12 protein-coding genes and 2 pseudogenes are annotated in these 12909 nt (G+C 57.1%); 6 read left to right on the top strand and 8 right to left on the bottom strand.

All coding sequences use genetic code 11. The features are described 5' to 3' along the window. Positions 1–29 precede the first annotated feature (29 nt). Together PSQ19_RS02770 and PSQ19_RS02765 are read left to right on the top strand one after the other, a co-directional pair. Positions 30–935, top strand: a complete 906-nt coding sequence (locus PSQ19_RS02770; RefSeq protein WP_282219537.1) for an SUMF1/EgtB/PvdO family nonheme iron enzyme — start codon at positions 30–32, stop codon at positions 933–935. A 74-nt stretch (positions 936–1009) separates the two neighbouring features. Continuing rightward, positions 1010–1708 carry a Crp/Fnr family transcriptional regulator gene (locus PSQ19_RS02765; RefSeq protein WP_282219536.1) on the top strand — a complete coding sequence of 233 codons (699 nt, stop codon included), beginning with the start codon at positions 1010–1012 and terminating at the stop codon, positions 1706–1708. Positions 1709–1713: 5 nt separating this feature from the next. Here PSQ19_RS02765 and PSQ19_RS02760 read toward each other — a convergent pair whose 3' ends face one another. Further along, positions 1714–1926: a DUF1858 domain-containing protein gene (locus PSQ19_RS02760; RefSeq protein ID WP_282219535.1), complete on the bottom strand. Its 213-nt coding sequence runs from the start codon at positions 1924–1926 to the stop codon at positions 1714–1716. A 126-nt stretch (positions 1927–2052) separates the two neighbouring features. Here PSQ19_RS02760 and PSQ19_RS02755 point away from each other — a divergent pair, with 126 nt between their 5' ends. Then, on the top strand, positions 2053–3273 hold the full coding sequence (locus tag PSQ19_RS02755) for an NnrS family protein (protein WP_407649067.1): 1221 nt from the start codon (positions 2053–2055) through the stop codon (positions 3271–3273). A gap of 128 nt (positions 3274–3401) precedes the next feature. Next, positions 3402–4337 (top strand): dihydrodipicolinate synthase family protein, encoded by a 936-nt coding sequence (locus PSQ19_RS02750; protein WP_282219534.1) that lies wholly within the window; start codon positions 3402–3404, stop codon positions 4335–4337. A gap of 175 nt (positions 4338–4512) precedes the next feature. Here the strand turns inward: PSQ19_RS02750 and PSQ19_RS02745 are convergent. The 7 genes and pseudogenes from PSQ19_RS02745 to PSQ19_RS02715 form a co-directional block, all read right to left on the bottom strand. Then, a pseudogene (locus PSQ19_RS02745) lies at positions 4513–5590 on the bottom strand (ABC transporter ATP-binding protein). A 19-nt stretch (positions 5591–5609) separates the two neighbouring features. Next, a complete protein-coding gene (locus PSQ19_RS02740; RefSeq protein WP_282219533.1) occupies positions 5610–6446 on the bottom strand; it encodes a carbohydrate ABC transporter permease in 837 nt (278 codons plus the stop codon). Further along, positions 6439–7272, bottom strand: a complete 834-nt coding sequence (locus PSQ19_RS02735; protein WP_282219532.1) for a carbohydrate ABC transporter permease — start codon at positions 7270–7272, stop codon at positions 6439–6441. The genes PSQ19_RS02740 and PSQ19_RS02735 overlap by 8 nt, the downstream gene beginning before the upstream one ends. Before the next feature lie 56 nt (positions 7273–7328). Next, positions 7329–8207, bottom strand: a complete 879-nt coding sequence (locus tag PSQ19_RS02730) for an amidohydrolase family protein (protein ID WP_282219531.1) — start codon at positions 8205–8207, stop codon at positions 7329–7331. Between the two features lie 84 nt (positions 8208–8291). Then, the gene (locus PSQ19_RS02725; protein ID WP_282219530.1) at positions 8292–9530 is read right to left on the bottom strand and encodes an ABC transporter substrate-binding protein; all 1239 of its coding nucleotides are present in this window, start codon (positions 9528–9530) and stop codon (positions 8292–8294) included. 5 nt (positions 9531–9535) lie between these two features. After that, positions 9536–10540, bottom strand: coding sequence for a carbohydrate kinase family protein (locus PSQ19_RS02720; RefSeq protein WP_282219529.1), 1005 nt, complete (start codon positions 10538–10540; stop codon positions 9536–9538). Continuing rightward, positions 10497–11903, bottom strand: a complete 1407-nt coding sequence (locus tag PSQ19_RS02715) for a family 4 glycosyl hydrolase (RefSeq protein ID WP_282219528.1) — start codon at positions 11901–11903, stop codon at positions 10497–10499. The genes PSQ19_RS02720 and PSQ19_RS02715 overlap by 44 nt, the downstream gene beginning before the upstream one ends. Positions 11904–12165: 262 nt before the next feature. Here PSQ19_RS02715 and PSQ19_RS19650 point away from each other — a divergent pair. Beyond that, positions 12166–12297, top strand: a pseudogene (locus PSQ19_RS19650) (GntR family transcriptional regulator); the annotation flags it as partial. Positions 12298–12325: 28 nt separating this feature from the next. Continuing rightward, positions 12326–12835: a GntR family transcriptional regulator gene (locus PSQ19_RS02710; RefSeq protein WP_282219527.1), complete on the top strand. Its 510-nt coding sequence runs from the start codon at positions 12326–12328 to the stop codon at positions 12833–12835. Positions 12836–12909 lie beyond the last annotated feature (74 nt).

Here is a 12909-nt window from a genome sequence, read left to right as displayed (position 1 = left end):
GGCGTTTGCCCCAACTGCCGGAGCGTGCCATGATTTCCGTGCCAAAAATGGTATCCGTGATTACACAGTCGGTCGCGTTGCCGGCGGTGATCCTCATGGCGGGACTGGTAGCCATCGGTTGGCAGTTGGATCTGCCGCGATTTGTGCGCTCCCCGACTTTGACGCCGCCCGAGAGCGTCACGATTGCGCCAGCCGACTTCAGCTACCACGCCTATGGGCAGTATTTTCGGGACGGCGTGCCCATTGACCCGCCGGTGATTGCGGATCGCCTGGCGGTACCGCTGACCATCATGAAATATCAGGTAAGCCGAAGCGACTATCAGCGTTGCGTTGCTGACAATGCCTGTTCGGCTGCCGAGCCGCGCACTATTGGCCAGGGCAATGTGCCGGTGACGGGTGTCAATTATGATGATGCGATGCATTATGCCGATTGGCTGTCGGCGCAAACCGGGGAGCAGTGGACGCTGCCCGACGACCGGCAATGGGCATTTGCGGCGGGGGCAAATTTCAGCCAGGACAGTCTCGATCTCGATGAGGATGGCGCCAACCCGGCACTGCGCTGGCTGGCCAACTATGAAAAGGAAGCCGCCCGATCGAGCACCCTGGATCGCGTGCCCAAACAACTTGGCACCATCGGGCCAAACCAGCATGGTCTGGCTGATATTGCGGGCAATGTATGGGAATGGACGCAAAGCTGTTATCGCACCGTGCATCTAGACAACTTTGGCCGGCAGGTCAGCGCCACCGACTCCTGCACGATCAGGATGGTCGCCGGCGAGCACCGGGCCCCGATCAGCTATTTTGTTCGTGATGCGCGCGGTGGTGGCTGCTCAGTTGGCATCCCGCCCGCAAATTTGGGATTCCGGCTGGTGCAGCAGCCGGTGTGGTATGAACCGCTAACTGACTTGCTGGATTGGTTCGCACGCCCCATCTGAGGATATGGCGGGTTGCCGAATACCCTAAGGACGCTCTATTAGGTAGGGAGAAACCGTCGAAGAAGGGTATCGGATTGGCCGAGGTTGATCGCAGTTTGGTGCGGGCACTACCGCTGTTTGAAAAAATGAGCGATGCCGATCTTGATGTGCTGTTGCAGCGCGCCAGCTTGCGTCGGGTGGTTGTCGACGAGTGCGTTTTCGAGCAGGGGCAACCAGCGACTGCTTTTTTTGTGCTGTTGCACGGGCGCTTGAAGGTCAATCAGGTCACCAGTGATGGCCAGCAGATCATCGTTCGGATGGTCAATCCGGGAGACCTGTTCGGCTTCGCCAAGGCCTTGCAGCGCAGCGATTATCCCGGCACACCGAGTGCTGCAGTTGAAAGTCTGGTGCTGAGTTGGCCCAATACTGATTGGGATATGTTCATGGAAAAAAATCCGCATATGGCGGTGAACACCATGCACGCCATCGGCCAGCGACTGCAGGAAGCACACACCAGGATCCGGGAAATGTCGACCGAGGAAGTGGAGCGCCGCGTCGCCCATGCTGTTCTGCGTCTGATCGGACAGGCCGGAAAAAAAGAAGACAATGGCATTCGCATCGATTTTCCGATTTCCCGCCAGGATATTGCAGAAATGACCGGCACGACGCTGCATACTGTGTCCCGGATATTAAGCGCTTGGGAATCAAAGGGGCTTGTCGAGGGCGGTCGTCAAAAGCTGCTCGTGCGCGATGCTCACGGCTTGCAGGTTCTGGCTGACGGCGGCAAGCACTGATTTTGTCAGTATCGATTTTGGTCCGCTAATTGTTGGATCGAGGCCAATAGTGGCCCTGGAGCGATGCCATGGGCGGCGGCGGCATCTCGTAGCGAATGCAGAGGCCCGACCGGACAGCCCACGCACAACATCTTGGACTGGATAAATACCGGAATGGTGCGAGGCCATTGGCGCATGATGGCGTCAACACTCATATCGATGCCTGGCTGATCGTGCATGGTTTCCTCCCGACAGATAATCCCGCCAGAAGAGATCAGCATTAGTGCCGCGTCGTTGCGCCAGCGCAAGGACACTGAACAATTGTGCCACTACACCATCCCTCGAAGTGCATTTCACGGAGCGGCATGATGTCGGAAACAGTTCAGAGTCAACCAAAACGACAGCCAGTGCCGCGCGGTATCGCCCGCAGCGGTCCGGTGCTGTTTTCCTATGGATTCCGACCATTCTTTCTGGCGGCCGGTATTTGGGCCGTTGCGGCCATGTGCCTATGGATTGGCGCCATGACGAGCGGCTGGCCAGTCGGTGGCAACTATGGCGCTTCCTATTGGCATGCCCATGAAATGATATTTGGCTATACGAGTGGGGCGCTGGCGGGGTTTTTGCTCACGGCAGTCCCTAACTGGACCGGACGCCTGCCGGTTTCGGGCAAGCCGCTGATGGTGCTATTTGCGGTTTGGGTTGCCGGACGTCTGGCGATGCTGGGCCTGGACCTATTACCGCCCTATCTCGCCATGGTAATCGATGCCGCCTTCCTGCCACTGCTATTGGCGATCTGCGCGCGCGAAATTATTGCCGGCCGCAAATGGAAAGACATCAAGATTTTAACCGGGGTCGCGGTCTTGAGCCTGGCCAACATTGGCTACCACGCCCTGATCGTTAGCGGCGGCGACTTTGGCGCCGCGAACCGGGCTGCCATCAGCGCCTATATCATGCTGATTGGCGTCATGGGCGGACGGGTTGTGCCAAGTTTTACCCGGAACTGGTTGGCGCGACGCGGCGAAACCGCCCTGCCCGCTACTTTTTCTCGTTTTGACACCGTTGTCCTTCTGGTTGGCCTGATCGCGCTGGTGCTATGGACGCTGGCACCGGAATCGATCTGGGTGGGACTGCTTGGCGCAATCGCCGGGGTGCTGCACGGGTTGCGGTTGGCGCGGTGGCGCGGCTGGAAAGCCTGGGACGAGAAACTGGTCGTTGTGTTGCATGTAGGCTATGGCTTCGTGCCATTGGGGTTTTTTGCCATACCACTGGCGCAAATTGGCTGGTTGACGCCGGTATCGGCGCTGCATCTGTTTACTGTGGGTGCCATGGGGATCATGACATTGGCGATCATGTCACGCGCAACCCGTGGCCATACCGGCCTGCCGCTGGCGGCGTCCCGGACAACCGCGCTCAGTTATGGCATGTTGGTTGTGGCGGCGCTGGTTCGCCCCATGGTCGATATCTGGCCCGAGCTCACCATGGTGCTGTTGACGCTGGCCGGCGTATGTTGGGTTGGCGCCTTTGCGCTCTACTCGATTGAATATGCACCAATATTGCTGCAACGCCGCCGCGAGCGCGCGGGCTAATTCGGGTCAGCTGGTGCGTCGCTTGGTACCATGCTGGGTGGTCGAGGGTAGACGTCCAGGCAACACCGCTGGACGAGTTGCACCGGCGCGTGCTTATCGTAAATGCGGATGTGGGCCCGGAGCACTTCATGATGGAAAAAGTCACGCTGCCTGAAAATGCGCCGCAAGGCATCTGGGGAACAATTCTGCTGCCGATCGACAAGAACGATGCCATAGACTGGGTGGCACTGGCGGACGAAATCGATATTCTTGCAGAGAGTGGAGTCTCGGGGATTTACAGCAACGGCACCGCTGGCGAATTTCACAATCAGACTGAAGTCGAATATGAACGCGTGACAATGCTGGTTTCAGAGCGGGCGCGCAAATCCGGCATTCCCTTCCAGATTGGTGTCAGCCACACCAATCCGCGCATTGCCCGTGACAGACTGGGTCGGGTGCGCGATCTGGCCCCTAGTGCCGTCCAATTCACACTCCCCGACTGGTGGGCCCCCTCAATGGCTGAAGTCAGCCAATTTGTCCTTGGTATGCAGGCGGCAGCGGGCACAACGCCATTGGTGCTTTACAACCCGCCTCACGCCAAGGTCACCCTAACACCGATGCAAATTGCAGAATTGCGCAAGCTCGCCCCCAATCTGGTTGGCGCGAAACTGGCAGGCGGCGATGCGGATTGGTATGCCGCGCGTCGAAGCGCTCTTGCGGGCTTTTCGGTGTTCGTGGCCGGCCATACCGTGGCGTTCGGTCGCCCGCTGGGCGCCGATGGTGCCTATTCCAATGTCGCGTGCCTCAGCCCACGTGGCGCCATGCTTCATTGGAAGTTGGCGGGCAGCGACCACGAAGCGGCGGTCGAGTTGGAAGCGCGAATCCAAGCGTTCATGAGCCAATATGTAATGCCGCTGGTCAAAAGCCACGGTCTATCCAATGGTGCGTTGGACAAGCTGATGGCCGCCGCAGGCGGTTGGGGACCGGTGAGCCAGCGTCTTCTCTGGCCCTATTCAAGCGCGCCCGACGATGCGGTGACACGCGCCAGTCTCGGGGCCCGATCCATGTTACCTGAGTTTTTTTGACTAGCGAAGGTCGCACGCTCGCGGTTGGCGGGGCCGCACGACTGAGTGGTATTTTTGGTTTCGACTACGCTAATAATCCCTCCTGCAAGTGTGAAACGACCTATAGCGTTGCGCCAATACTGCCTCCTCGGAGAGGAAGCCTTGTATCAGCCAGCGCCTTTGGAACGCATTTCGCCTAGCGGAGGCGATTACCGTCGGCATCAAAGACGCGGATGTCGTCCTTGAGAAAGCGAGCGGTGACCGTTTTGGTATCCGGGTCGCGCTGGCCGCGCTGCTCAACGATCACCTGTTCGCCGGACGGACCGCGGGCATAGACGTACCGAGTGCCGCCAAGCTCCTCGACAACATCTACGGGCAGGTCCATCGGTGTGGCATCGCCTCCGCGCCGTTCCATGTGCTCGGGACGAATGCCTATGGTGATCTGCTGAACGTTGCCGGAAAATTCGCGAATTTCAGGCAGCGGTATGCTGATGTCGCCAGCAAGCTGCGCCCGAGCCGCACCATTGTGTCGGACAAGTTGGGCGGACAGCATGTTCATTTTAGGCGACCCCAGAAATCCTGCCACAAAGATATTGTTGGGATCGCTATAAAGATCAATCGGCCGACCGAATTGCTCGATACGTCCAGCGCGCATGACGACGATCTTGTCGGCAAGGGTCATGGCTTCGGTTTGGTCGTGGGTAACGTAGATCATGGTATTGCCCAAACGCTCGTGGAGCCTTGGCAATTTCAACACGCATCTGCACGCGCAGTTCGGCATCCAGATTGGACAGTGGTTCATCGAACAGAAACACCTTGGGATCGCGCACGATCGCGCGACCAATAGCAACGCGTTGTCGCTGCCCGCCAGAAAGCTGGGCCGGTCTGCGTGCCAGTAATTCTTCGATTTGCAGGATCTCGGCAGCCTCGCGGACTCGTTTGACAATATCGGGTTTTGGAACCCCGGTCATACGCAGCCCAAATCCCATGTTTTGCTCCACCGACATGTGCGGATAGAGCGCATAGGACTGGAACACCATGGCCACACCGCGTTCGGCCGGGTCGACATCATTCACGACGCTGCCATCGATGGAGATATTGCCATCGCTGATTTCCTCAAGCCCGGCGATCATGCGCAACAGAGTGGACTTGCCACAGCCGGACGGGCCGACGAAAACGCAGAATTCGCCGTCGTCGACACTCAGGTTTGCACCATGCAGAACTTCAAGTTCGCCATAGGACTTACGGACGTTTTCGAGTTTGATGACCGACACTTTTGCCTCCCGATCTTGTCTAGCGTCCGCCGAAACCGCCGCCGGTGAGGCCGGCGATAAAGGCACGGTTGCCGAGGATGAACACGATCAGGACCGGCGCAACAGCCAGGACGCTGCCCGTCATCAATAGTGGCCAGTCCGTATTATATTGACCCTGCAGGGTGCTGAGGGCGACCGTCACGGTTTGCATTTCCGGTCGGGTCGTCACAATCAGCGGCCAGAGGAAATTGTTCCATTGCGAGACGAAGGCGAAAATAGCGAGTGCGCCGAGTGCAGGGCGTGACAGCGGTAGCACAATCCAGACGTATATCCGCCAGTGCTTGCACCCGTCGAGCCGCGCCGCCTCGAGCAGTTCGCGTGGGATGGTCATGAAATATTGACGCAAAAGGAACGTACCGAAACTGGAGAAAGCGAAGGGCAAGATCATGCCTTGATATGTGTCGATCCATCCCAGATTCCGCACCAGAATGAAATTCGGAATAAGTGTCACCTGTGATGGCACCATCAGGGCAGCCAGATAGATCAGGAACAGTGTTTCACGTCCCCGGAATGTAAGACATGCAAATGCATACGCGGCCATCGAACAGACGATCAGTTGGGCAAGCGTAATCGAAAGGCACACGATCAGCGAATTAACGAGGGACCGTCCGAATGGGATCGTGCCGAATAATCGCATGAAATTGTGCAGTTGAGGTTGGCCGGTCAGCAGCGTCGGCGGGAATACGAAGACTTCGTTCCCCGGCTTGATCGATGTTGCCAACATCCAGGCAAATGGACCGCAGGTGGCAAGCGTACCAGCCAAAAGCACGACAAATAGGATCCAGTCGATCCGCGTCTTGCGTGCGTGCCTAGCCATAATGCACCCACCGATCCTGCATGCGGTACTGTATGAGCGTCGCGACAAGTACGATCGCGAACAGGATCATCGCCGCCGCGCTGGCATAGCCCATCTGATAAAATTGGAAACCGTTCTGATAGATGTAATAAACAAGCGTGTTGGTCGCGTTTGCCGGCCCCGCCTTGGTCATGATGAATACGAGTTCGAACACCTGAAAACTGCCGATGATCGAGATAATCAGAACGAAGAAGGTGGTGGGCGATAGCATCGGCAACGTAATGAACCACAGGCGCTTCCAGCCCCTGGCGCTGTCGAGTGCCGCCGCATCGTAAATGTCGGTTCGGATATTTTGAAGGCCGGCAAGAAACAGGACCATCGCATAGCCTACATTTTGCCAGACCGAGACAACGATCACCGCCGGCATTGCCCATTTTGTCGACGCCAGCCATTTTGGTGGATTGGTAACACCGGCCATCTGCAGCAACGCGTTGATGATGCCGAAATTGCTGTTGAAGAGCCACGACCAGACCAGAGCCGCCGCTACAGTGCTCGTGACAACCGGCAGGAAATAGGCAATCCGGAAGAAGGTCTGCCCCTTGATATTGCGATTGAGCACCAGCGCGATTGCCAGCCCGAACGCCATTTGCAGAGGTACCGATGCCAGGACGAAATAGGCGGTGTTGCCCATTACCTTTTTGAAAATGTCATCGTTGAACAATTTTGTGTAATTGCCGAAACCGACGAACTTCATCGGATTGAACAGGTCCCACTCTGTAAACGAGATCATGAACGCCGCGATCACCGGGATCGCGATGAACATTATGAACAGGACGAGGCTCGGCAATAAAAATAGCCAAGCCGCCTGCGTATCCCGCCTCCAGAGTTTGGACCTTGCTGCCATTATGCCGCGTCCAGCCCGAAAATATGGGCGGCGTTGCGGTAAAAAATCATGTCCTGCTCGTCGTCCGACATCCCCATTTTTTCGAAGGCGGCCTTCCAGCGCAACAGATCTGGCTTCATGCGCTTGAGATCGCAGTCGGAGCCGTAAAGGAGCTTGCGCGGACCAATTTCCTTGCCGATATAGCCGCCCTCAATGATATGATTATGCACCACGTCACCACCGGAAATATCGAAATATAGCCGCGGCCGCCACCGGGCGACGGCGCAAGATGTGCGGTAGTCCGGCCATCCTAGATGGGCCCCAATGATGAAAAGTTCTGGAAAATAAAACGCGATGGTATCGAGGTAGATCGGCTGCATGCGAGCGCTCGAAAATCCGAACTTTTCGCGGCGTATCTGCTTGCCGAGCCGGGCGACGAGCGCTTCCTCGTCCTTGCCTTCGGGAATCGCCTTCCATTTATCCTCGGCGCCGCCAGCCAGATAATCGATCGGTCCGCCCTGAATGCCGGTGTGGAACAGGATGCGCAGACCGCGCGCCGCAGCAGCCTCGTAATAAGGATAATAGTCGGGATCGTCATAGTTTTTCGAGACGCCAATGATCTTGATGCCATGGAATCCGCGCTGATAGAAATCCTCGACCAGCGACACCGGGTCCTTGTCGAGTTCCAGCCGTCCCATCGCGATGACAAGATCGGGCCGCTCCTCAAGGGCGCGGGCAAGCTTGTCGTTGCCCCGACCAGGGTTAGCCAGAAGAGCAATCTTTTCAATTCCGGCGTCCGCACAAGTATCCGAAAGCGCGTCGAGAAACCCCTGTTCAGCTTCGCGTGTGAACAGCTTGTCCCAAAATCCATAATGAACATGTGTGTCGATGACCCGCATTGTGGCTGTCCTAATTTTACTGGGTGTGCACAAAAAACATGTCTGCGCGGTGATGAGCGCAACCGCGCAGACAGAGGAACGACGTTATTTGCTATCCGCGAGACGCTTGGTGACGTTTTCCTCGATTGCGGAAATAGCGGTATTTGCATCTTGCTCACCGCTCCAGACCAGATCCAGCGCCGGCTGAATGTAGAGATTGGTTATGTCCACATAGCCGGGGAAGTTCGGGTAGTTGCGCCCGACTTTACTTTCATCAAGAAATACGTCGCCGAACGGTGCCTTGAAAGCCGCACGCACGTTGGGATTACCCACCATGGCCGGCACAGCCGCCGCCTTGGCCGATGCAAAGATGGTCTGTCCTGCCTCCCCGCAGAGGAATTGCATGAATTTCCACGCGACATCCTTTTTGTCGGAAAAGGCGTTCATGCCAAACCCGGCACCACCACTACGATTGACTCGTGTCCCATCACGTCCATGGGGAAGCGGCGCTACCGCCCAGTTGAAATCGGCATCTGCGAAACTGCCAAGTCGGGCGGCATTGGTGATCGCCATGGCTGCCTGACCACTGACAAACATTTGCGTCGTGCCACCGCTTTGATCAAGTTCCTGAAAGCTTGGCATCACCTTGTCCTTGTTGATCAGGTCGCCAAGAAACTGCACCGCTTCGGTAGCTGCTGGTTCGCCCATGATAAATTTGGTCGGCGTGATGGGATCATCAAAGATGTTGCCACCGTTCTGCATGATCCAGGTTGGCCAATCATTTGACTCCATCACCAGGCCGTAACGGCTGGTGCGCCCGTTACTGGCATCAGTCAGCTTCATGGCGGCGTCGCGCATGTCGTCCCAATCCCAGGATCCATCCGGATAGGCGAGGCCAGCTTTGTCGAACGCGTCCTTGTTGTAATAAAGCGCCTCTGGCGCATCATCGCGCGGGATCGAAAAAGGCTCTCCCTTCAGCGAATGAATCTGGAGTGCACCCTTGTTGTATTCGTCAATCGGGAAGTCACTCTTTTTGATGTAGTCGTCCAACGGCTCAAGTTGGTGGCGCGCCGCATAGGCCGGAACGTTGGTGATGAAGAACACGTCGGGTCCGGCATGTGCCGCAAGTTGGGCGTCGAGCCGGGTGAAATAGCCCGACCACGGTGCGTGCTGAACCTGAATATGCACATCTGGATTGGCTGCCTCATAGTCCGAGACGATCTGCTCGAAGGGTGGTAACTCGGCCGGGTCGCCCCAATAGGCAAACACCAGATTTGACTCTGCGTGTGCTGGCCCCATCATCATCAAGGCACTGATCAGGCTCAACGAAAGTAGTTTCTTCATTTGACCTATCCCTCCTCTGGATAGCTGTACTCATTAATGTGGTTTGGACGGTCGCTCTGGGCAGACAGGATATTGGCGATTTCGGGAGCGTACCGCAGGCTGCGAGATTGGGCGAACAGCACGAGGTCCGTTTTTTCGGGACTAGAACTGCCGCCAGCAACGGTCGCCGTATAGGCGCCGCATAGATTGCCCGCCTCGGCGGAAAGGGCAGGAGAAAGGTTGCATAGGGCACCATACAGATACCCGGCATTGAAGGCGTCGCCGGCACCTACCGTGTCAGTAACCTCAACCGGGATGCCCTCAACACGACTGACCTCGCCGTTGACAGAAAGGAGCACGCCGTCCCGGCCGTTTTTCAGCGCCACGACAGGGATAAACCGCGCCAGTATTTTTATTGCCTCATCCACGGTGTCCGTGCCGGTGAGCATCCGGGCTTCGTCAGCGTTGGGCGAGAACACGTCGGCCATCCCCAGGAACGTGCGTATGGCCGGCGTTTCGATTGAAAAATGGCCGCCACGACAATCGGCAAAGACCTTGGCGCCCGCTGATTTCATGCGTTTGATAAAGTCCAGCCACGCTGGCTCGAACCGGAAGGTTTGCAAGAGCCATTTCGGTCGGTGCCAGCCTGTATCGACGCGATCGGGAGGCATGACGGGTGGATCGCAATAACTGATGAAACCACGGTCTCCCTCTGCCGAGAAGGTCGCCGTAAGACGGCTGACGGGATAATCCCTGATTGTGAACGCGGAGGAATTGATCCGGTCACGTCTGGCGCGTTCAAGAACATGCTGGCTGAACATGTCGGTGCCAAAATCGCAGACCCAACGCGTGTCGACGCCAAGCCGCGTCAACCCGAGTGCCATATTGTAGGTGCCGCCGGGCGCAATCATCAAACCCGATGCGAATTGTTCGGCACCGAGCTGAGGCGCGCCATCCAGACCCGCGAAAAGCAGATCGCAATAATATTCACCAGCAACCAGAACGTCGCAATTGTGCGAGCCCATCTGCATCACTCAGGCTCCATCCCTGGGTGTAGGCGGAATGCGCATCGAGATAGTCCGCGACCAATGGCTTGGCGCGGGAATAGGTTTGCACCAGCGGATGTGCAACCAGCGCTTCAACGGCAAGCGTGCGGTTACGATCGGCCACCGCTTCCACTGTTAGCCGCTCGTAGCGCTTGACGCTTTGGACAAGATAGGACTGGCCTTCAGGCATCGCACCGACCGGCTTTGGATGAATGCCATTGCTGTCGATGCGACATGTAACCTCCACCACATCGTCCGGCCTGAGCCCGATGATGGTGTCGCCGTTCGGCACATTCAGGCCCGTATGGATTTCCGGACCGCCAGAAAGCGCCGAGATTATATCAAGTGCCACCCCGGCATAGCCCTCGCCATCGGACTCGGCTTTGCCTGCATGCGCCGCCAAAGTCGAGCGGTCCTGCCAGGCACTTTTCATATATGACCCACTACGTCGGTTCTCATAGTTGAAATAGATCTGCAAGGCAGCATCAGGATCGGCATTTGGGTCGATCGCCGCCAATTGCTGGTTTAACTCGACATTAAGCGCCTTGATTTCCCGCCCCCGCGCACCGCCCGATTGCTGCGCAGTCAGAGCCTTGTCCGCATAATAGAAGTAGTAAAGATACTCGTTGATCCACATATTATGGATACGCACGACATCCGGCTCAAACACATTGAGACTGGTTTTGTTGAGAAACTCATCATTCGCCAGGAGTTCGGACAGTACATTTCGACCTTTGACCGTGACCGCGCGCGAAAACGATAGGTGATTAAGCCCGAACAAATCGGCCGCTACAGATTGTGGATCGAGCCCCAACCATGCCGCCACTGCATTCTGGGCACCGTTGGCGCTGTCGCAAATGCCGACACTGCGGGAAAAACCCGCATTCCTTAGCGCTTGAGTGACAAGACCCGCAGGATTGGTAAAGTTCAACAGCCAGGCGTCGGGGCAGATTTGAGTCATCTTTTCGGCATATTGCAGGATGACCGGGATCGAGCGCAACGCCATGGCAAAGCCGCCGGCGCCGGTGGTTTCCTGACCCAGCACGCCGTGCCTCAGCGCGATATCCTCATCTATTATGCGTCCATCGATGCCGCCGGGACGAATTGTCGTAACGACGAATTTGGCGCCTTGAAGGGCCACATTCACGTCGGTGGTCGTGGATATAGTGACCGGTGAATTGCCGCGGCGCGCGAGGTGGCGGCAAAGGCCACCAAAAATGTCGAGCTGTGCCTGGTTGGTGTCCATCAAGCAGATTTCGTTCAGGCCGATATTGTCGGCCCGTCGCAACGCTGATTGCACGAACAGTGGCGCCCTGACACCACCGCCTCCAATCAAGGCAAGTTTCACGAGATCCTCCCAGCAGCTCGTTTCAATCTGGTTATAACCAGTTATACTAGGATTGAAAAGAGGGACAAACCAATAAACCCGCAATGGGCAAGGGAGGCGGTCGTGGCTATTCTGGCGGCCAGTTTGGGGTTATGAGCGTATTTGTGAACGGTATCTTGCAGACAACGGAAAAAGGGGCACACGATGAGCACATTGCGGCGTGATGACCCGGAGCCCCTATACAAACAGGTGAAGCATCACCTTCTCGAGGCATTGCGTAGCGGTGACATTCCACCCAATACCAAGGCTCGCCTCCGAACGCGAACTCACCAACAGCTTCCGCGTTAGCCGGATAACCGTCCGTCAGGCGATGCGAGAACTGGTGATGGAAGGATATCTGCAAAGCCAGCCGGGTAAGGGCTTCTATGCGACAGGTCGGTCCAATGCAGGGTTCGAGACTCGAACTGCTCCGCAGCTTCACCGAAACGGCGCGCTCGCATGGCAAAAAGCCTGGCAGCGTGCTGCTTTCCGCCGAAACCAAAGCCCCGCCGGCGCCCGTTGCCTTGTTACTCGAGCTTGGTGATGGCGAGGCGGCGATGTTGCTGCACCGCCTAAGGACGCTGGACGATGTGCCCGTGATGATTAGCCTGGACTGGGTACCGGTCGAACTGGCACCTGATTTACTGACCCTCAACTGGAACTCGGAGAACCGCTCGCTCTATGGCGAACTGACCACTCGCTACGGCATTGTACCTGCTCAAGGTCAGACGATGTTGAGCGCCCGACTGGCCACCCCTGATGAATGCCAACTCCTCGCCCTAAGCGCACCAGCTGCGTTGCTGATGGTTGAACAGGTCGCCTATAGTGCGTTGGGGCGTCCTATTAACGTAACCTACTCTGCACAAAATCCATCCCTATATCCATTACGTCTGGAGCAGGCGCCACGAAGTTAGCTATCTGTTTTCGCGACGGCCGGAGCTTATCCGCAGGTGAGCAGGTACCACAATCGTGAGCACGAGTCGGCGCG

It is taken from the genome of Devosia algicola, assembly GCF_028816455.1.
GTDB lineage: Bacteria > Pseudomonadota > Alphaproteobacteria > Rhizobiales > Devosiaceae > Devosia > Devosia algicola.
This window is presented reverse-complemented; position numbering and strand designations above follow the sequence as displayed.

Excerpts from the sequence above, each read along its gene's own strand:
- PSQ19_RS02770 (WP_282219537.1), top strand. The coding sequence starts at position 30 with ATGATTTCCGTGCCAAAAATGGTATCCGTGATTACACAGTCGGTCGCG.
- PSQ19_RS02725 (WP_282219530.1), bottom strand. The coding sequence starts at position 9,530 with ATGAAGAAACTACTTTCGTTGAGCCTGATCAGTGCCTTGATGATGATG.
- PSQ19_RS02710 (WP_282219527.1), top strand. The coding sequence starts at position 12,326 with ATGCAGGGTTCGAGACTCGAACTGCTCCGCAGCTTCACCGAAACGGCG.
- PSQ19_RS02740 (WP_282219533.1), bottom strand. The coding sequence starts at position 6,446 with ATGGCTAGGCACGCACGCAAGACGCGGATCGACTGGATCCTATTTGTC.
- PSQ19_RS02720 (WP_282219529.1), bottom strand. The coding sequence starts at position 10,540 with ATGCAGATGGGCTCGCACAATTGCGACGTTCTGGTTGCTGGTGAATAT.
- PSQ19_RS02730 (WP_282219531.1), bottom strand. The coding sequence starts at position 8,207 with ATGCGGGTCATCGACACACATGTTCATTATGGATTTTGGGACAAGCTG.
- PSQ19_RS02760 (WP_282219535.1), bottom strand. The coding sequence starts at position 1,926 with ATGCACGATCAGCCAGGCATCGATATGAGTGTTGACGCCATCATGCGC.
- PSQ19_RS02750 (WP_282219534.1), top strand. The coding sequence starts at position 3,402 with ATGATGGAAAAAGTCACGCTGCCTGAAAATGCGCCGCAAGGCATCTGG.
- PSQ19_RS02755 (WP_407649067.1), top strand. The coding sequence starts at position 2,053 with ATGATGTCGGAAACAGTTCAGAGTCAACCAAAACGACAGCCAGTGCCG.